The organism is Nocardia sp. NPDC049220 (genome assembly GCF_040647855.1).
In the GTDB taxonomy this organism is placed as follows: Bacteria; Actinomycetota; Actinomycetes; order Mycobacteriales; family Mycobacteriaceae; genus Nocardia.
The window spans coordinates 771,683-790,386 of record NZ_JBEZDA010000002.1 but is presented as its reverse complement, the minus strand read 5'-3'; the positions used below and the strand labels follow the sequence as shown (position 1 = coordinate 790,386).

Sequence of the window (18,704 nt, the reverse complement as noted above, 5' to 3'; positions counted from 1 at the left end):
CAGCCCTACCGTCCGGTCCGGATACCGTCGTAGCACAGACCGAGCAACTCGCCGACCGGTAGTGCAACCGGCCCCGAAGGACGGACACCGACGTGAGCGACGCCTTCTATCTACCCGATCCGGCGGATCCGCAGCGGTTCGTCTCGACCGAACTCACTCGCGGCCCCTGGTCGCCTGACGCCCAGCACGCGGGCCCGCCCTCGGCGCTGCTCGGTCACGTGATCGAGCGGTGCGAGCCGCGGCCCGGGTTCCAGGTCGGGCGGGTCGCGGTCGAGATCCTCGGTCCGGTGCCACTGGAGCCACTCACCGTGCAGGCGCGCGTGCTGCGCCCCGGCCGCAGTGTGGAACTGATCGAGGCAACGATTTCCACCGATCGCGGACCGGTGATGCGGGCGAATGCCTGGCGCTTCAAGCTGGCCGAGCCGGAATTGGCGTTGCCCGAACGCTTCCTGCCGACCGGCGCCCGACCCGGACCCGATCAGGCGGCGGTGCCGGCACCGTTCCCGTCCGCCCAGCCGGTCGGCTTCCACACCGCTATCGAATACCGTTTCGTCACTGGCTCTTTCACCCAACCGGGCCCTGCGATCTGCTGGATCCGGCTCAAATACCCGATCGTGGCCGGCACCGTCCCGAGCCCACTCGAGCGCACCCTCGCCGCCGCCGATTCCGGCAACGGCGTCAGCGCGGTGCTCGATTGGTCTCGCTACCTGTTCATCAACACCGACCTGACGGTCTCGCTGTACCGCCAGCCCGTGGGCGAATGGGTCTGCCTCGACGCTGTCACCTATCCCCAATCCCATGGCATAGGTTTGGCCGAATCGGCGCTCTACGACGAAAAAGGGCCGCTGGGCCGCAGCACGCAAACCCTCTTCATCGCTACCCGATAGCCGACCGCCGTCGTACTCAGCGACGTGTGGAGATCTGTTGGACGGCCCAGCCGTTGTCGTCGGGATCGGTGAAAAAGAAGAAACCGACGTTATCCAGCGGGTCGGGCATGGCCGTTGGACTTTCGCCGAGGACCTTGATGTCGGTCACCTCGACGCCGCGAGAGACCAACTCGGCGTGAGCCGCTCGCAGATCGTTGACCACGAGTTGCAGTCCCTGCTGCGATCCGGGCGGCATGTCCGGCACCGCGCCGCGCCCGATCACAATGGAGCACCCCGAGCCCGGCGGCGTGAGCTGCACGATCCGGACGTCGGCGGCGATCTTCGTATCGTGGTCGACGGCGAAGCCGAGCTTTCGCGCGTAGAAATCCTTGGCCCGGTCGATATCCGACACAGGCACGATCACGACCTCGAGCGTCCAGTTCATTGCGAATCCTCTCCCGGCTGCGGACAACGGTATCGGTACCAGTGCAGACCGTGCCCCGGCGGGAATTTCATCGGCGCGGTGCCGACACGCTCACTGTCGCCGTTGCCAGCGCCAAGCGAACTCACCCACCTCGGGCGGGGGGCCGGGTAGCGCACCGTCCGAGGCCAGGCCCGCCACCAGCATGGCGAGCACCCGGCGGCGCAGCTGTGCGGTGCGCTCCCGATCCGGCAGCGCGATGGCGGCACATGACTCCAGGACCAGCCCCAGGTCCTGCGGGTTCACCTCCGGGCGCAGGGTGCCGGTGGCGTGCGCGCGGCGCACGAGTTCCGCGGTCACCTCGCCCGAGTGCATGACGTCGGGCAGCATCGATTCATCCGGGGCGAAGGTGCCCGCGAGATGCACGGTCAGCGAGTGCACGTCCGCGTCGACCACGCGGGCCAGAAATTCCACCAGCCCCCGCCATCCATCCGAATCATCGAGCGCCGCATCGGCTTCCGTGTTGTAGCGGCGCAGTCCCTCATGACAGAGCGTGCGCAGCAGCACATCTTTGCTCGGATAGCGCCGATACAGCGCACTGATCCCGACACCCGCGCGTTCGGCGACGGCGGCGATCGGGGCATTGGCATCGTGGAGGAACACCGTACGGGCGGCGTCCAGGATCAACTCGTCGTTGCGAGCCGCCTGCGCCTTGCGGCCCGGCAAGCCCTTCTGAGCTGGTGCGTCGGATGTCTTCGGCATGACATCAGGTTAGCACTTGAAACGGAACGATCCGTTCTGCTACATTTCAAACAGAACAGATCGTTCCGTTTCAAAAGGAGTGCCAGTGACCGCCATCAAGCCCTTCCGCATCGACATCCCGCAGACTCAGCTCGACGACCTTGCCGACCGCCTCCGCCGCGCCTTGTGGCCGAGCGAACTGCCCGGGATGGGCGACGCCTACGGCGTTCCGGGCGATCGGGTGCGCGCCCTCGGCGAATACTGGCTGGAGCGTTTCGACTGGCGGGCAGTCGAGGCGAAGCTCAATGCCTATCCGCAGTTCACCACCGAGATCGACGGCGAACAGATCCACTTCCTGCATATCGAATCCACGCGACCAGATGCCGTTGCGGTGATCCTCACGCACGGCTGGCCGGGCAGCGTCCTGGAATTCCTGGATGTCATCGCGCCGTTGACCGAGCCGGAGTCGGACGCCGCGCCCGCTTTCCACCTGGTCATCCCCTCACTGCCCGGTTTCGGGTTCTCCGGACCCACCCGCAGCACCGGCTGGAACCGCTACCGCACCGCGCGAGCGTGGGTGGAGTTGATGGACCGGCTCGGCTACCAACGCTATGGCGCGATCGGCAACGACGCGGGATCGATGGTCGCGCCGGAAATGGCCAAGATCGCGGCCGACCGCATGATCGGCATGCACGTGACACAGCTGTACTCGTTCCCCTCCGGAGACCCGACCGAGTTCGAGGGGATGTCACCGGAGGACATGGCGGCGCTGCAACACCTGCAGTGGTTCCACGACAACAAGATGGCGTTCAACATCCTGCACAGCCAGCAGCCGCAGACGCTGGCGTACGCGCTGGCCGACTCGCCGATCGGGCTGCTCGGCTGGAACGCGCAGCTGATGGGCGAGAGCTTGGACGAGGAGTTCGTGATCGGCAACGTGGCGATCTACTGGTTGACCGGCACCGCCGCATCATCCATCCGGTTCTACTACGAGGACGCCCACGCCACCGAGCAACCGCAGGGTCCGACCACGGTGCCCACCGGATTGGCCATGTTCAAGGGCGATTTCCAGTCGATCCGCCGGTTCGCCGAGCGCGACCACGCGAACATCGTCAGCTGGCACTGCTACGACCACGGCCCGGCCGAAGGCAGCACCAACGACGCGGGCGGCCACTATGCCGCGCACGAAGCACCGGAGCTGCTCGTGGGCGACATCCGGCAGTTTTTCGCACAGCTCGACTGAACGTCGCGCGCCGCGCACGGCCGCGTCCGGCACCGGCGGCGAGCCGTGCGCATCCGCGCCTCGCGCGAGACAGTCGCTTATGTCATCGAGACTCACAGCGATGGTTCGTCTCGATCCCCGCTGATGTACTGGATTAGACAACAGCTCAACAGCTTTGGATCGAGGAGAACACACCATGCGAATCGCAGTCTTCGGAGCCACCGGCACCGTCGGCCGTCTGGTCGTCGAGCAGGCCCTTGGGCAGGGACACGAGGTGACCGCGTTCACCCGCAACGCGACCGGGATCGAGCAGCGCCACGACCGACTGCACGTGATGGAAGGCGATGTGCTGGACACGAATTCGGTGCAGCGCGCGGTACGCGGCCGGGACGCGGTGCTGATCTCGCTCGGCAACGGCCGCAAAGGTGTCGTCCGGGCCGAGGGCACCAAGGCGGTCATCGCGGCGATGAAGCGGACCGGCGTGCAGCGACTGATCTGCCAGACCACGCTCGGGGTCGGCGACAGCAAAGGCAACCTGAACTTCCTCTGGAAGTACGTGATGTTCGGCATGCTGCTGCGCCAGGCCTACGCCGACCACGTGCGGCAGGAGGCTTACGTCCGTGCCAGCGACCTGGAGTGGACCCTCGTGCGGCCGAGCGCTTTCACCGACGGGCCACGCACGGGCGACTACCGGCGTGGCTTCGCCGCCGATGAACGCGGTCTCACGTTGCGGATCGCCCGCGCCGACATCGCGGACTTCATGGTCGAACAGCTGACCGACGCGACCTACGTCCGTCGAGCGCCCGGCATCTCACACTGAGCACAGGCCGTGTGCCGTAGCAGCCGTGCCGTAACCGACCTCCCGCTCGACCCGCGGTGTGCGATCGCGATCGTGACGACAAGACCGCGTCAGGCGTGCTCGTGCCACTCGCCCCAGGCCGGGAAGGGATCGGGATACCCGGCCCATTCGGTCGGCCCTTCCGCGAACTCCGCATCGGTGAGCAGGGCAGCGTCGAGGAGCGCACGCACCTTGTCGCACTCCAACTCGATACCGATGAAGACAAGCTCCTGCCCCGGCGGCACGTCCAGCGACGACCACCAGGCCGCGGGTTCGAAGACCAGGTTCGGGCCGGCCTGCGACCAGATCGCGGCGAGCGACGGCCGGCTCGCGATCCAACAGAATCCCTTGCTGCGCAACAGACCTCGCAAATGCCGCAGCGCCGCCGACAGCCGCAGCGGATGAAACGGTCGGTCGGCGATGTAGGCGAGGCTGCGGATGCCGTACTCCTCGGTCTCCGGCGTATGTCCGCCGGCGAGCTCCTCGTCCCATCCCTGCGCCGCAGCGGCGACCACCGGGTTGTAGCGGCCGGTGTCCAACACTTCGGATAGATCGACGACACCGTTGCTGGTGCGCAGCACGTGAGCACGCGGATTGAGTGTGCGCACCGCGGCTTCTACCGCACCCGCGGCCGCAGCACTCACCAGGTCGGTCTTGTTGACCAGCAGGACATCGGCGAACTCGACCTGCTCCACGAGCAGATCGGCGATGGTGCGCGCATCCTCGTCGGCCGCGTGCAGATTCCGCTCGACCAGCGCTTGCCCGCGCGCAACCTCGGCGAGGAACGTCGAGGCGTCGACCACGGTCACCATGGTGTCCAAGCGCGCGATATCGCCGAGGGTGAATCCGTCCTCGAACTCCCAGTCGAAAGTCGCCGCCACCGGCATCGGCTCGGAGATCCCGGTCGACTCGATCACCAGTTGGTCGAACCGACCCTCGCGAGCGAGCTTGCCGACGGCCTCGATCAGGTCTTCGCGCAGCGTGCAGCAGATGCAGCCGTTGGTCAGCTCGACCAGCTTCTCCTCGGTGCGATCGAGGTGGCCCTGCCCCGCGACCAGTGCGGCATCAATGTTCACCTCGCTCATGTCATTGACGATGACCGCCACCCGACGACCATCTCGGTTGGCCAGGATGTGGTTGAGCAGCGTCGTCTTGCCCGCACCGAGGAAGCCGGACAGCACGGTGACGGGAAGCGGAGCGGAGTTGGTCATGCACTAATGATAACGATTTTCATTTGCTAACCGGTGGGTGGGCCCTGGTTGCCAGTGGCGACAGGGTCGGACCGCCGTAGGGTTTGTCTCGTGAAACTGCTGCCATTGCCCGCCGAGGGGCAAACCCCCGTCCGGGTGCTCACCATTGCCGGGACCGACTCCGGCGGAGGAGCCGGAATCCAGGCCGATACCCGAACCATGGCACTGTGTGGCGTTCACGCGCTGGTCGCGGTGGCGGCGGTGACCGTGCAGAACTCGGTGGGCGTCAGCGGCTTTCACGAGATCCCGCCACAGATCGTCGCCGACCAGGTGCGCTCGGTCGTGAACGATATCGGGATCGGCGCGGCCAAGACCGGCATGCTGGCCTCCACCGCGATCATCGAGGCCGTGGCGGCGGTCTGCCAGGAGGTCGGCATCGGCGGTGACGGCCCGATTCCACTGGTCGTCGATCCGGTCGCGGCGTCGATGCACGGCGACCCGCTGCTGCACACGGAGGCGCTGGACGCAGTCCGCCACACGCTGATCCCCCTCGCGACCGTGGTGACGCCGAACCTGGACGAAGTCAGGCTGATCACGGGTATTCATGTCGACGACGAGGATTCGGCCCGCCGCGCGGCCGAGGCGCTGCACAAGCTCGGGCCGAAATGGGCGATCGTCAAGGGCGGGCATTTGCGCTCCTCGGAGTACAGCACCGACCTGCTGTTCGACGGCGAGAAGTTCCTGGAGTTCACCGCCCCCCGCATCACGACCGGCAACGACCATGGCGGCGGCGACACCTTGGCCGCTGCGATCGCCTGCGCACTCGCGCACGGTTATCCGGTTCCCGAGGCCGTCGAGTTCGCGAAGGAATGGACCTACCGCTGCCTGGCCGCGTCCTACGATCTCGGCGCGGGCCACGGCCCGGTATCGCCACTGTGGCGGCTACACCATGGTGCCGACACTCATCCTTGAGGCGGCGCGGCCGCCGAACTCCGCTGCCCGGAACCAGTTCGTAGCGCCACCCCCGGCCCGGTGCCATCCACGTCGGTAAAGCCATACCGTGCCGAGAGTTCGGCAGTGGTCACGATTCCGCCCGATCGTTCGAGAACCCCCGGATCGCACGCCAGCGCGACAACGCCCCGGCCGACGAACCGCGGCGACTCGGCATGCGTGACATCGAACGTTCCCTCGCCTGGTAGGTCGACGACGGTTCGGCCGTCGTCGGTGGTTCGAGTCGCAGTGGCCAGCAGTTCGGTATGCACCAATCCCGGCCATACCGACACCACCGTAATCCCCTGTGGCCGGAGCTCGACCGCCATATCGGCCGTCATCTTGTCCAGTGCTGCCTTCCCGACGCCGTACACCACGTTGTGCCCGTAAGAGGCCGCACCCGAGGAGGAGATGTTGACAATCACTCCCGGCTGTTGCGCCTCGAGCAGAAGCGGAGCAGCGTACACGCAGGCGACGTAGTGGGATCGGAGCCCGATTCCGAGCACTTGATCCCACGCCCGCAGCGGCAACTCCCAGAACGAGCGGTGCAGCCATGGGGCGAGATCTGGCGCGGAGAAGACATTGTTGACCAGGATGTCGAGATGTCCCTGTTCCGCTTCGACCTGCGCGAAAAGCGCCGCCACTTGGTCGTCGTCGTGATGGTCGCAGCGCACCGGGATGCCGATCCCGCCGAGTGCGGTGACCTCCGCCGCGGTATCGGTGATCGTGCCGGGCAGCGGCCCGGGGGACACGGTGCGCCCGGTGAGGTACACCGTCGCGCCTGCGGCACCGAGTTCGAGTGCTATGCCTTTGCCCACACCTCTACTCGCGCCAGTGACAACGGCGACTTTTCCGGACAGCTGTAGGGGCATGGATTCCTCCGGTGCGAATGGGCGCGACAGCTCTATTCCGACCAGGCCACCGGCTGTCTGATTGTGCGCCGCGTCACGCAATCATCGAGTAAGCAATAACCGACCGCAACTCGAGCCGTCTGTCGGGTTCCGCCCGTGCGACGACGAGGCCGCGTCCGTGCCGAGAGTTGCGATCTGGCTTGGGGTGGTCTCGTTTTCGAGCAATGGCACAAATCATGGACTCGCGCTAGGCAGTGCGAGAGGTGGGAACCGGCGATCCGCCGCTGCTCGGTGAGGGTCCGGGTTTCCCTGGATCGCTTGGCGAGTGGGTTGATTCAGTTGTTCGCCGGCTGGCGCAGTTGGGCGGCGTCGGGTGTTCCTGCCGGATCGACGCGAAAGTGCCAGAAGCCGCTTTTGCCGCAGGGAACGACCGCCAACGCGGCAAGTGCTGCCGCCGCACCGAAGAGCAGCACTTCGGGACGGATGACAGTGGTGGCGAGTCCGGCCAGGAGCAAGCCGATCGGCGCGAGCAGCGAGCCAGCGCCTTGCTGTGCGCCGAACACCTTGCCGCGGTCGGCGGAGTGAAATCCCTCGGCGATGGTGTTGGCCAACCGCGGGCCGTTCACCGCGTCGGTGAGCGATGACGTCGATGCGAGGGCCGCCGGGATCGCAGCTGGCAGGTGCAATGCGATCACCAGGTAGGACAGGGGTTTGGTGATCAGGCTCGTTGCCAGCCAAGCGCCGGGCACGGGCGGGTCACCGATGCGGGCGACGAGGTTGCCGGCGAAGAGGAACGCCACGGGTAGCGATTGAACGAGTGCGATCTCGGTGCCGCTGTAATGTTCGACCAGTACCAGCGGGGCCGCGACCTGACAGACAGCGAGGAACAGCGAACCCAGGATGCTGGTCGAGATCACCGACCGTAGCCAGGGATAGATCGCCAGAGTCGTGTAGATCGTTCGCCAGTTCGCCGCGAGGTCGAACTCCTTGGTGCGCCGGATCCGGGACTGGCGAAGGTCCATCATCTTCTGATTCGCCCGATCGGCGATCTCTGCCAGGCCGACGCAGATCAGTGCGCCGAAGGCGAAAGTCGCCGCGTCGACCACCAGAACCCATACCGAGGCGTGCGCGGCGACGAAAACGCCTGCGGTCGCGGCGCCGACGGCGAGGCCGGTCCGGTTGATCAACGCGTTGGATGCCAGACCGGCGCGACGTGTCGGCGGGTCGAGCACGTCGGCCCAGTACGCCGCCAGTGCGGGCCGATAGAAGCCCACACTCACGCCGTTGATCAGGGCGCAGACTGCCGCCAGCACCCAACCGGTTGCCGCGGGCAGCAGCGTCGCTGCCGCGATCGCAGCGGTGGCGGCGGCCCGCGCGACATCGAAGAAGATCATCTGGTGGACTCGGTGGCTGCGATCCGCCTCGATGCCACCGCGGGCGAACGAGTACATCATGCCCAGTCCCAGCGCTGCCAGGACCGCGCCGACCTGCCAGCCCGTGAACGTCACAGCCAACACGATCGGCAGCGCGACGCCGGTGGCGCCGTTACCGAACGCGGAGGTGAAACCAGCAATCCGCAGCCTGGGGACAGTTTTGCTCCAACGCGGTGTCGTCATTGCCCCTCCTGTCGATCACGGCGCAGCCGCCCGATGTACACCCTTGCCATCACACATTGCCGCCCGACGCGCTCCGTACTCGAACACGTAATCGCCGAGATCGATCTCGCCGCTGGGCTGGTCACGACTTTGGCCACGGGGTTCCACTGATCACGCACCGTCTCGGACGCGGTGTCGATCCAAAACATCGGAACGTCGCCGGCAGCCAGTGTCGCGCTTCGGATCTGATCACCTCGTCGGTGACAAAGGGGCGGTCGATGGCTTGTAGCTCACCGAATGCTGCGTGGCCGAAACGCCAGCGCCGCTGTCAGGACGGTTTCATCGTCGATAACGACCACTTTTCCGCGGGTGGCGGCGATATTCCCGTAGTGCAGATCGGTGACTGCGAGCATCTCGGCGAGTGCCGAGAATTCGCCTGCCCGATATTAAAATTCATTACTGTCCACCGGTTCGATGGAGAAGTCGATTCCGATTTGCACATAGCCATCGGACCATTTTCGGTCGGCCGGTGCGATGCAACACTCCGATAGTCCGGAAGCAGAAGCGAAATCTTCGACGAGGCGTCGTTTGGATACCCGGTTCGGTTTGAAGTAGTGGGCTACGCCCAGGAAAATTCGCTCGATCGGCAAGGCACAGGCGGGCGGGCGGGCGGGCAACGGAACTGCACAAGCGGCGCTGACGATTCCGCACTCCGCTGCCACAGGTGATGCAGAGCACCGGCCGACAGTGGAGCCGTAGGGTTGCCCGGCGCGGTGCCCGCACTCGGGTTGATGCGCCACGAAATCTGGCGCCCTACGGTCACCCGCGCGGGACCACGATATTTCGGTCTGATCGGCAAAACCCGCCGCCGAGCAAGTGGTCCCGCTCAGCGGCACAGTCAGCGCTTCTTGGGATCGAAAGTGGGCTCTCCCGCGGACTTGGACTTCTTCTCCGCTCGCTTCTCTTTGATCGACTTTCCGGACTTCTTGGACATCGAGCTGCGCGGAGATTTGTCGGACATCGTGGTCCTTTGCTCGGAGAACCTGGATGGTCCCGCTGTCGTCGACCGTACGCCGGGGGCGCGATCGCCGGCGCCGATTCACGCCCAGGAACCTCACAGCTGGACCCCAGCTCCGCTGCAGTGTGGCGGTCGAGGGTTGTTCGTATGACCGAGACTGTGACCGTCGCGGCGGCGGAACGAGCCGAAACCATGGGTGCGCCCGTGCTGGACGTGGTGATCCCCGTCTACAACGAAGAGTCCGACCTCGGAGTGTGCGTGCGCAGGCTGCACGCGTATCTGCGCGACGGGTTTCCGTTCCCGGCGCGGATCACGGTCGCCGACAATGCCAGCACCGACGACACGCTTCAGGCCGCACGGCTGCTCGCCGAGGAGTTGGACGACGTCAGCGTCGTGCACCTGGCGGCCAAGGGGCGCGGACGGGCGCTACGCGCGGTGTGGGAACGGTCCGACGCACAGGTCGTCGCTTATATGGACGTCGACCTGTCCACCGATCTGAACGCGCTACTGCCGCTGGTCGCGCCGCTGATCACCGGACATTCGGACCTGGCCATCGGTACTCGACTCAGCTCCTCGTCACGGGTGGTGCGCGGACCCAAGCGCGAAATCATCTCCCGCTGCTACAACCTGCTGTTGAAAGCCTCGCTACGGGCGCACTTCTCGGACGCGCAGTGCGGATTCAAGGCGATGCGCACCGACGTCGCGCGACGTCTGCTCCCGCTGGTGCGCGATGGCGAATGGTTCTTCGACACCGAACTGCTCGTGCTCGCCGAACGGGCCGGGCTGCGCATCCACGAGGTGCCGGTGGATTGGATCGACGATCCCGACAGCCGGGTCGACATCATCGAGACCGCACGCAAGGATCTGCTCGGCATCGGGCGACTCGGACGGGCGCTGGCTGCCGGGACGCTGCCGTTGGAGGAGCTACGCCAGGCGGTGGGCCGAGAACCGCTGGTGCCCGGCGTACCACTGGGCATGATCGGACAACTCGTGCGCTTCGCAATCGTCGGCGTGCTGAGCACGCTGGCCTACCTATTGCTCTATGTCGTGTGGCAACCGCTCATCGGCGCCCAGGCGGCCAACCTGGCGGCGCTGCTCATCACCGCCGTGGCGAACACCGCGGCCAACCGAGCTTTCACCTTCGGGGTGCGCGGTGCGACCGGCGTCGTATCGCATCAGTTCCAAGGGCTGGTGATCTTCGGGATCGGGTTGACCTTGACCAGCGGATCACTGTTCGCGTTGCAGCACTCGGCGCCGGAGTCCTCGGTACACCTGGAACTGTTCGTCCTGGTATCGGCCAACCTGGTGGCGACACTGCTGCGGTTCGTCGGACTGCGCTGGGTGTTCCGAGACAGTGCTGGTGCCGATCACGCGTACGCGACCGACCCGGGAGCCACATCACCGAGCGGACATCCTGTCCCACCGCTGCGACTGCCCGCGTCCCCCGCGCCGTGGACCGCGAAGGCGGCCCCGACCACACCGAACCTTGGTCGCCTCGGACTCGACGAGAACGGAACCCACTGATGACGGCACTCGCTGCGCCGCCGGTCGCGGTCCAACCGCAACCGACCCCGAAGCGTACAGCCGGCTGGGAATATCCGGCGCTGGCGACGCTGCTGGTCACCACCGCGGTGGCCTACCTGTGCGACCTGAGCGCAAACGGATGGGCAAACGCGTTCTATTCCGCTGCCGTGCAGGCGGGTTCGGTGTCGTGGAAGGCGTTCTTCTTCGGATCGTCGGACGCGGCGAACTCGATCACCGTGGACAAGCCACCTGCCTCGCTGTGGTTGATGGAACTGTCGGTGCGGGCATTCGGGCTCAACAGCTGGAGCATCCTGGTGCCGGAGGCACTGCTCGGCGTAGCCAGCGTGGCTCTCGTATGGGCGACAGTGCGTAGGACGTTCGGACCTGGCGCCGGCCTAATCGGCGGCGTGACGCTTGCGGTAACTCCCATCGCCGCGACGATGTTCCGGTTCAACAACCCCGACGCGCTACTGGTTTTCCTGATGATCGCCGCCGCATGGGCGATGCTGCGAGCGGTCCAGGACGGTCGTTGGCGCTGGTTGGCCCTGACCGGTGGGCTGATCGGATTGGGATTCCTCACCAAACAATTACAGGTGCTGCTGGTAGTCCCCGCGCTGGCGCTGACCTACCTGATCGCCGGTCCGCCGAAGCTCGGTAAACGCATCGCGCAACTGATCGCGGCAGGGGCGACGATGGTGATCGCCGCGGGCTGGTGGCTGTTGACCGTCGAGCTGTGGCCGGCCTCCTCGCGGCCGTGGATCGGTGGCTCGCACAAGAATTCGATCCTGGAACTGACCATGGGTTACAACGGGCTGGGTCGACTCAACGGCAATGAGCGCGGCAGTGTCGGCCCTGGGGGCGACCTCCCGTCCGGCGGCAACGGCATGTGGGGCAGCACCGGCATCACGCGCATGTTCGCGCCCGCGCAGGGCGGCCAGATCGCCTGGCTGATCCCGGCGGCGCTGGTCGCGTTGATCGTCGGAATCCTGGTGCGCGGCAAAGCCGCGCGGACCGACCGTCAGCGAGCCGCACTCATCCTGTGGGGCGGCTGGCTGTTGGTGACCGGACTGGTGTTCAGCTTCATGGCGGGCATCTTCCACCAGTACTACACGGTGGCCCTTGCTCCGGCGATCGCCGCACTGGTCGGTGCGGGAGCGGTACTGCTGTGGCGCGAACGCCACCGAATACTTATCCGACTGGCCATGGCCCTCGCGGTCGGCCTCAGCACGGCGACGGCGTGGATGCTGTTGTCCCGCAGTCCCGAATGGCAACCCTGGCTGCGGTGGACAGTCCTGATCGTCGGGGTGCTCGCGACCATCTCCATCCTCTTCCCCGCGCCAGGAAAGTTGGCTGTCGTGTCCGCGCTGGCGGTCGGATACACCGGGCTGGCCGGGCCGGTGGCCTACGCAGTCGACACCATCGCCACACCACACGCCGGGGCGATGCCCTCCGCCGGACCGCACGTCGCGGTGCGCGGGCACCGACCACCGTGGGGCGAGGGGATGAACGGTATGGCTGGGCCGCCGCCGGGCAACGGGCCACGAATGGACGGCCGCGCCGGTCGGGCGCCGGGGCAGCCAGGTGGCGGTGCGCCGACTGGGCGCTCAGCGGAGTCGATGCCGATGCCCGGTGGGCAGACCCCGGCAGGGGGGCCGCAGGGCACGATGCCTGGCGGCAGAGCGGGCGAGGGCGGGCATGGCGGTGGGGGCGGCTTCGGAGGTCTTCTCCGCGCCGACGAGCCCAGCACACAGATCGTGGCCCTGCTCGAGCAGAACAGCGGGAATTACACGTGGGTGGCTGCGGCCATCGGCTCGAATAGCGCCGCCGGCTTGCAGTTGGCCACCGAGTTGCCCGTGATGCCGGTCGGTGGCTTCAACGGCAGTGACCCGTCGCCCACCCTGGAGCAGTTCGAACAGTATGCCGCCGAGGGAAAGATCCATTACTTCATCGGCGGGGGCCGCGGCCCCGGTTCGTCGGGGTCGTCCACCAGCGCGCAGATCGCGCAGTGGGTGCAAGAGAACTTCACCGCCGTGGAGGTGGACGGCGTCACCCTGTACGACCTGACCGCTAGCCATTGAATCGTCGCGACGCGCCCCAGTCTCCTGGGCGCGCATCGCGATTCCGGTGTCCGATGGTGATCCCACCGGACAGTTGGATCCGGGATTGTGCCGAAGAAACCTGAAAATTGTTGGCGTGTCGTGGAACTCAGGCGATGATGATCGGGTGTGTGACGGCTCCGCACCAGAGCCGTGGCTTCGGCCACCATCAGGTCACGCGTCCACTGCGAACAATCAGGGAAACAGTTGAATGCCTTCATCAAGCTGGCCGTGATGGTCATCAGCGCACTGGTGGCCACCGCACTCACCGTCGGATTCGCGGCCACCGCGTCGGCCGAACGGTCCGAGCAATTCACCGCGGCAGCCGACGAAACACCGCGGGTGTCGTACATCAAGGTGTGTCTGCCGCCCGGCGACACGATCGAACTCAGGACCGGAGTGGGTGCGGCGATCGGTGCGGCGATCGGAGCGCTGATCGGCCTGCCGGTGTTCTTTGTCGGCGCGATCCCGGGAGCGATCATCGTCGGAATGATCGGCGCCGCCATCGGAGCGTCGTCGTACGCCATCGATTCCGGGCGGCTCGAGCAGCAAGGATTGTGCTAACCGGTTGCCTTGGCGGCGCGGCATACTCGCGGCCGCCGCGCTGTCCGTGCTCGAGCGACCGGTCTTCGCGCCTACGGCATGTGCGCTTCGGTCGCTCGGTCTCGATCCGGCCGCGTTCCGTCGATCGAAGTCCGATAGCGCAATGGGACCGGAGTTTCCGTGTGTGCCGCTCGGATCGTGGGCTTATCCGAGACGCGCAGCGCGCAGGGCGGCATGCAGGGTCGCCGCCCACTGCTCGACTATCCGTTTGCGGCGCGCCGAGTCGTCGGTCAGAACGTCGGCGAGCCCGAGGCCACGCGCCATGTCGAGGGTCGCTTGAACCAGGTGATGTGCAACGGGATCGGAGTCGTCGGCGCCCAAGGCCTCGACCGCCCGGCGGTGCGAGGCCCGGCCGAAGCGCGCCTCCAGCGGGACGATCCGTTCGCGCATGACCGGGTCGGCGGCGGCGTGCGTCCAGACCTGCAGAGCCGCCTTGAACAACGGACTGGTGTAGGACTCGACCAAGCCGGCAACCACCGCCTCGGTACGAGCGACGCCGTCGACCAGACCCGATAAACTGGCCGCCTCCTCCATGGCCTGCCCGCTACGTGTGTCGAACATGTACTCCAGCGCGGCGGTGATCAAGTCCTCCCTGGTCGGAAAATGATGCTGGGCCGCGCCGCGCGACACCCCGGCCCGTTCGGCGACGACGGCGACCGTGGCGGCCGCCCAGCCCTTGTCCGCCAGGCAGTCGATGGTCGCCTCGAGCAGACGCTGCCGGGTAGCCCGACTGCGGTCCTGCTTGGGTTCGTGCGGTGTCGCCATAAGATTATTCTGCCCAGCTCGGCAAACGACGCTGCAAAAAGGCGAGCATGCCCTCGCGCACCTCGGGGGTGCCGAAAAAGCTCGCGGAACGCCGCGCGAGATGCTCGGCCGACGCGTCGAACCCGGCGAGTACCTCCGCGTTCACCAGACGCTTGGCCTCGGCCAGCCCCTGTGGCGAGCCCTTGCGCAACTCCGCGCACAACCGCGCCACCTCGGCCGCCGGGTCGTCGCTGGTCTCGGTGATCAGGCCGATGTCGGCGGCCACGGCGGCGTCGAACTTCTCGCCGGTCAAGTAATATCTGCTCGCCGCACGCGGATCGAGTTTGGGCAGCAATGTCAGTGAGATCATGAACGGCGCCAATCCGATCCGCACCTCGGTGAGCGCGAAACTGCTGTTCGGTCCGGCCACCACGAGATCGCAGGCCGCGACGATCCCCATTCCTCCCGCGCGAACGTTGCCGTCGACCTGCGCGATCACCGGTTTCGGGGTTTCCACCAGCCTACGCAGCACCCCGAGCATGACCATGGTGCGCTCGTCGGCAACCACGGCCGGATCGGCATCGCTCGCCTCGGAGAGGTCCGCGCCCGCACAGAACGTGGTGCCGGTGTGCGCGAGCACGATTGTGCGCACGGCGTCGTCGGCCGTCGCGTCGTCGAGCCCGCGCAGTAGCTCGGACACAAGCTTGGACGACAGTGCGTTGCGGTTGTGCGGCGAGTCCAGCGTCAGCGTCGCGACACCATTCATCACCTGATAGTGGACGAACGGACCTGTCGTTTCGGTCATCGGCAGCCTTTCTCAGTACGACTTCGGCAGGCCCAGCGAATACTGCGCGACGAAGTTCAGCACCATTTCCCTGCTGACCGGGGCGATTCGACCGATGCGCACGGCGGCGAGCATGGCGGCGAGCCCGACATCACGGGTGAGTCCGGCGCCGCCGTGCGTCTGGATCGCCTGGTCGATCGCCTTGATGCTGGCCTCCGCCGCAGCGTATTTCGCCATATTGGCGGCCTCGGCGGCGCCCATCTCGTCGCCGACGTCGTAGAGCGTCGCGGCCTTCTGCATCATCAGTTTCGCCAGCTCCAGTTCGACCTTCACCTGTGCGAGCGGATGTGCGATACCTTGATGCGCACCGATCGGTGTCTTCCAGACGACGCGCTCCTTGGCGTATTCCACGGCGCGGTCGATGGCATAACGACCGATACCGATGGCCATGGCAGCACCCATGATGCGCTCTGGGTTCAGGCCCGCGAACAGCTGCATCAGCGCCGCGTCCGCTTTGCCGACCAATGCGGTGGACGGCAGCCGGACATCATCGAGGAACAAACTGTATTGATGGTCCGGTTCGATGATGTCCATTTCCTGCGGCGTCTTGGTGAAGCCTTCGGCGTCGGTCGGCACAATGAACAACGCGGGCTGCAATTTGCCGGTCTTGTGATCCTCGGTGCGGGACACGATCAGCACAGCTTCGGCCTGATCGACGCCGGAGATGAAGATCTTGCGGCCGTTGAGGACCCAGTCGTCACCATCGCGGCGGGCGGTGGTGGTGATCTGGTGCGAGTTGGAGCCGGCATCCGGCTCGGTGATGCCGAAAACCATCTTGCTGGCACCGTCGGCGAGCTTGGGCAGCCATTCCCGCTTCTGCGCGTCGGTGCCGTACTTGGTGATGATGGTGCCGCAGATGGCTGGTGAGACCACCATGAGCAGCAGGCCGGCGCCCTGCGCGGACAGCTCCTCCATCACCAGCGCAAGCTCGTACATCCCCGCTCCGCCGCCACCGTGTTCTTCGGGCAAGTTCACCCCGAGGAACCCGAGTTTGCCTGCCTCGTCCCATAGTTCGTCGAGCGGCTCGTTCTTGCGCGCTTTGGGCAGTACATAGTCGCGGTAGTTGTACTTCGCGGCCAGAGCCGCGACCGCGGCCCGCAGCGCCTTCTGCTCTTCGGTTTCGATGAAGTTCATCGGTACTCCTGTATTTCGTCGTTGTCCTCGACAGGTTCGACGACCGCGAGGACGGCGCCGAGGTCGACCTGCTGGCCGACGCTGACATTGACCGCGCTGAGCACACCGGCGGCAGGCGCGGCGATGGTGTGTTCCATCTTCATCGCCTCCAGCCACAGGATGGGCTGGCCCCGTTCGACATAACTGCCGACTGCGGCGCCGAGTCGGATCACGCTGCCCGGCATTGGCGCGAGCAGCGATCCGGTGGCCACCTGATCGGCGGGATCGCTGAACCTGGGCAGCCTGCGCACCGCCACCGGGCCCAGCGGTGAGTCGACATAGACCTGGTCGCCGTAGCGCGCGACCTCGAAACTCCGTCGCACCGGCCCGCGTTCGCCGGACACGGCCAACACCACGCGATCGGGCGCGGACTCGACGAGTTCGAGACCGTGATGGCCGTCCACCGTGACGCCGGCTCGCCCGAACCGGTAGCCGATCTCATGCGTCCCGCTGGTGCGACTCTGGTAGGACTTGCGCTGCGATTGCGCCGGTAGATTCCGCCAGCCGCTGGGCAATCCACCGCCGACCCTGGCGTTGCCGCGGTTCGCGGCGGCGTCCGCGAGCGCCGCGGCGACGATCGACAGCGCCTCGTCGGACTCGGATACCCACGGTGCCGCGAGGCTGTCCAGGTCGTGCGTGACGAAGAACGCGGTGTCGGTGTCTCCGGCCGCGAACGCAGGGTGACGCAACACCCGCACCAGCAGATCCCGGTTGGTGACCAGGCCGTGGATCTTCGCCCGCTGTAGCGCGCCGGCCAGCAATCGCGCTGCCTCAGTGCGGGTTTCGGCATAGGAGATGACTTTGGCGAGCATCGGGTCGTAATTCACTCCGACAACCGAACCGTCCACCACACCGGTATCCAGACGGATGCCCGGACGATCGAGCAGATCGAACTCGGTGGCCACCGAGGGAATGTCGATCCGGTGCAGCGTTCCACTCTGTGGCTGCCAATCGAGCGCCGGGTCTTCGGCATAGAGCCGCGCCTCGATCGAGTGGCCACGTATCTCGGGGGGTTCGGTGCGCAACTCGGCGCCGTTGGCGACGTCCAGTTGTAGCCGAACCAGATCCAGTCCGGTGGTGCACTCGGTAACTGGATGCTCCACCTGCAAACGAGTGTTCATCTCCAGGAAGAAGAACTCACCCTGCTCGTCGGCGAGGAACTCCACGGTGCCCGCGCCGGTGTAGCCGATCGCGCCCGCCGCCAGCCGCGCCGCGTCGAACAGCCGCGCGCGCATGCCGTCGGTGCGCTCGACCAGGGGCGCGGGAGCCTCCTCGATCACCTTCTGGTGGCGGCGCTGGATGGAGCACTCGCGCTCGCCGACCGCCCAGATGGTGCCGTGCGTATCGGCCATCACCTGGACCTCGATATGTCTGCCGGTCTCGAGGTAGCGCTCGCAGAACACCGTCGGATCACCGAACGCGGATTCCGCCTCGCGCCGGGCGGCATCGATCTGCGGCGTCAGTTCGGCAAGACTGCGCACCACTCGCATACCGCGCCCTCCGCCACCCGCGGAGGCCTTGATCAGCACGGGCAACTGCTCGGCGGTGACCTCGGCCGGATCCAGTTCGGCGAGCACCGGAACGCCGGCGGCGTCCATCAGTTTCTTCGCGGCGACCTTCGAGCCCATCTGCTCGATCGCCGGGACCGGAGGGCCGATCCAGACCAGCCCGGCGTCGAGCACCGCCTTGGCGAATTCGGCATTCTCGGAGAGAAATCCGTATCCGGGGTGGATGGCGTCGGCTCCGGTGGCCAGTGCCGCCTCGACGATCAGGTCACCGCGCAGGTAGGTGTCGGCGGGCGTGTTACCCGGCAGCCGCACGGCGGCGTCCGCGTCGGCGACATGCGGCGCGGCGGCGTCCGCGTCGGAATAGACCGCGACGGTGCCCAGACCCATACGTCGGCACGTGGCGAACACCCGGCGGGCGATCTCGCCGCGATTGGCGACAAGGACGTTCGTGATCAGCGGGGCGAGAGGGTAGTCGGACAC

The 18,704-nt window shown here is 66.5% G+C and carries 17 protein-coding genes and 1 pseudogene; 7 read left to right on the top strand and 11 right to left on the bottom strand.

The window, feature by feature from the left end:
* The first annotated feature begins 92 nt into the window (after positions 1 to 92).
* On the top strand, positions 93 to 887 hold the full coding sequence (locus tag AB0C34_RS10655; RefSeq protein WP_357069698.1) for a thioesterase family protein: 795 nt from the start codon (positions 93 to 95) through the stop codon (positions 885 to 887).
* Between the two features lie 16 nt (positions 888 to 903).
* Here the strand turns inward: AB0C34_RS10655 and AB0C34_RS10650 are convergent, their stop codons facing one another.
* Positions 904 to 1,311 (bottom strand): VOC family protein, encoded by a 408-nt coding sequence (locus tag AB0C34_RS10650; protein ID WP_357069696.1) that lies wholly within the window; start codon positions 1,309 to 1,311, stop codon positions 904 to 906.
* A 90-nt stretch (positions 1,312 to 1,401) separates the two neighbouring features.
* On the bottom strand, positions 1,402 to 2,049 hold the full coding sequence (locus AB0C34_RS10645) for a TetR/AcrR family transcriptional regulator (protein WP_357069694.1): 648 nt from the start codon (positions 2,047 to 2,049) through the stop codon (positions 1,402 to 1,404).
* Between the two features lie 85 nt (positions 2,050 to 2,134).
* Between AB0C34_RS10645 and AB0C34_RS10640 the strand changes: the two genes are divergently transcribed.
* Together AB0C34_RS10640 and AB0C34_RS10635 are read left to right on the top strand one after the other, a co-directional pair.
* Positions 2,135 to 3,271 (top strand): epoxide hydrolase family protein, encoded by a 1,137-nt coding sequence (locus AB0C34_RS10640; protein WP_357069692.1) that lies wholly within the window; start codon positions 2,135 to 2,137, stop codon positions 3,269 to 3,271.
* A gap of 175 nt (positions 3,272 to 3,446) precedes the next feature.
* Positions 3,447 to 4,070 (top strand): SDR family oxidoreductase, encoded by a 624-nt coding sequence (locus AB0C34_RS10635; RefSeq protein WP_357069690.1) that lies wholly within the window; start codon positions 3,447 to 3,449, stop codon positions 4,068 to 4,070.
* 89 nt (positions 4,071 to 4,159) lie between these two features.
* Here AB0C34_RS10635 and AB0C34_RS10630 read toward each other — a convergent pair whose 3' ends face one another.
* Positions 4,160 to 5,299, bottom strand: coding sequence for a GTP-binding protein (locus AB0C34_RS10630; protein ID WP_357069688.1), 1,140 nt, complete (start codon positions 5,297 to 5,299; stop codon positions 4,160 to 4,162).
* Between the two features lie 90 nt (positions 5,300 to 5,389).
* On the opposite strand from AB0C34_RS10630, the gene thiD reads away from it, so the two are divergent.
* Complete coding sequence (gene thiD, locus AB0C34_RS10625) at positions 5,390 to 6,250, top strand: bifunctional hydroxymethylpyrimidine kinase/phosphomethylpyrimidine kinase (protein WP_357069686.1); 861 nt, start codon at positions 5,390 to 5,392, stop codon at positions 6,248 to 6,250.
* On the opposite strand, the gene AB0C34_RS10620 is transcribed toward thiD, so the two are convergent.
* The 4 genes and pseudogenes from AB0C34_RS10620 to AB0C34_RS10605 form a co-directional block, all read right to left on the bottom strand.
* Positions 6,241 to 7,140, bottom strand: coding sequence for an SDR family NAD(P)-dependent oxidoreductase (locus AB0C34_RS10620; RefSeq protein ID WP_357069684.1), 900 nt, complete (start codon positions 7,138 to 7,140; stop codon positions 6,241 to 6,243). The two genes, thiD and AB0C34_RS10620, sit on opposite strands and share 10 nt — an antisense overlap.
* 314 nt (positions 7,141 to 7,454) lie before the next feature.
* Entirely contained in the window at positions 7,455 to 8,735 is a 1,281-nt protein-coding gene (locus tag AB0C34_RS10615) for an MFS transporter (protein WP_357069682.1), read from the bottom strand.
* Between the two features lie 269 nt (positions 8,736 to 9,004).
* Positions 9,005 to 9,148, bottom strand: a pseudogene (locus AB0C34_RS10610) (hypothetical protein); the annotation flags it as partial.
* Positions 9,149 to 9,612: 464 nt separating this feature from the next.
* Positions 9,613 to 9,735: a hypothetical protein gene (locus AB0C34_RS10605; protein WP_357069680.1), complete on the bottom strand. Its 123-nt coding sequence runs from the start codon at positions 9,733 to 9,735 to the stop codon at positions 9,613 to 9,615.
* A gap of 144 nt (positions 9,736 to 9,879) precedes the next feature.
* Between AB0C34_RS10605 and AB0C34_RS10600 the strand changes: the two genes are divergently transcribed.
* The 3 genes from AB0C34_RS10600 to AB0C34_RS10590 all read left to right on the top strand — a co-directional run bounded on the left by AB0C34_RS10600 (position 9,880) and on the right by AB0C34_RS10590 (position 13,916).
* Positions 9,880 to 11,256, top strand: a complete 1,377-nt coding sequence (locus tag AB0C34_RS10600) for a glycosyltransferase (protein ID WP_357069678.1) — start codon at positions 9,880 to 9,882, stop codon at positions 11,254 to 11,256.
* Positions 11,256 to 13,334 carry a glycosyltransferase family 39 protein gene (locus AB0C34_RS10595; RefSeq protein ID WP_357069676.1) on the top strand — a complete coding sequence of 693 codons (2,079 nt, stop codon included), beginning with the start codon at positions 11,256 to 11,258 and terminating at the stop codon, positions 13,332 to 13,334. The genes AB0C34_RS10600 and AB0C34_RS10595 overlap by 1 nt, the downstream gene beginning before the upstream one ends.
* Positions 13,335 to 13,559: 225 nt before the next feature.
* Positions 13,560 to 13,916, top strand: a complete 357-nt coding sequence (locus AB0C34_RS10590; RefSeq protein ID WP_357069674.1) for a hypothetical protein — start codon at positions 13,560 to 13,562, stop codon at positions 13,914 to 13,916.
* A gap of 183 nt (positions 13,917 to 14,099) precedes the next feature.
* Here AB0C34_RS10590 and AB0C34_RS10585 read toward each other — a convergent pair whose 3' ends face one another.
* Genes AB0C34_RS10585 through AB0C34_RS10570 form a run of 4 tightly spaced genes read right to left on the bottom strand, consistent with a single transcriptional unit; the run spans position 14,100 to position 18,704 of the window.
* On the bottom strand, positions 14,100 to 14,720 hold the full coding sequence (locus tag AB0C34_RS10585) for a TetR/AcrR family transcriptional regulator (RefSeq protein WP_357069672.1): 621 nt from the start codon (positions 14,718 to 14,720) through the stop codon (positions 14,100 to 14,102).
* A gap of 4 nt (positions 14,721 to 14,724) precedes the next feature.
* Positions 14,725 to 15,504 (bottom strand): enoyl-CoA hydratase family protein, encoded by a 780-nt coding sequence (locus AB0C34_RS10580; protein ID WP_357069670.1) that lies wholly within the window; start codon positions 15,502 to 15,504, stop codon positions 14,725 to 14,727.
* 12 nt (positions 15,505 to 15,516) lie between these two features.
* Entirely contained in the window at positions 15,517 to 16,677 is a 1,161-nt protein-coding gene (locus tag AB0C34_RS10575; protein ID WP_357069669.1) for an acyl-CoA dehydrogenase family protein, read from the bottom strand.
* Positions 16,674 to 18,704, bottom strand: a complete 2,031-nt coding sequence (locus AB0C34_RS10570) for a biotin carboxylase N-terminal domain-containing protein (RefSeq protein WP_357069667.1) — start codon at positions 18,702 to 18,704, stop codon at positions 16,674 to 16,676. The genes AB0C34_RS10575 and AB0C34_RS10570 overlap by 4 nt, the downstream gene beginning before the upstream one ends.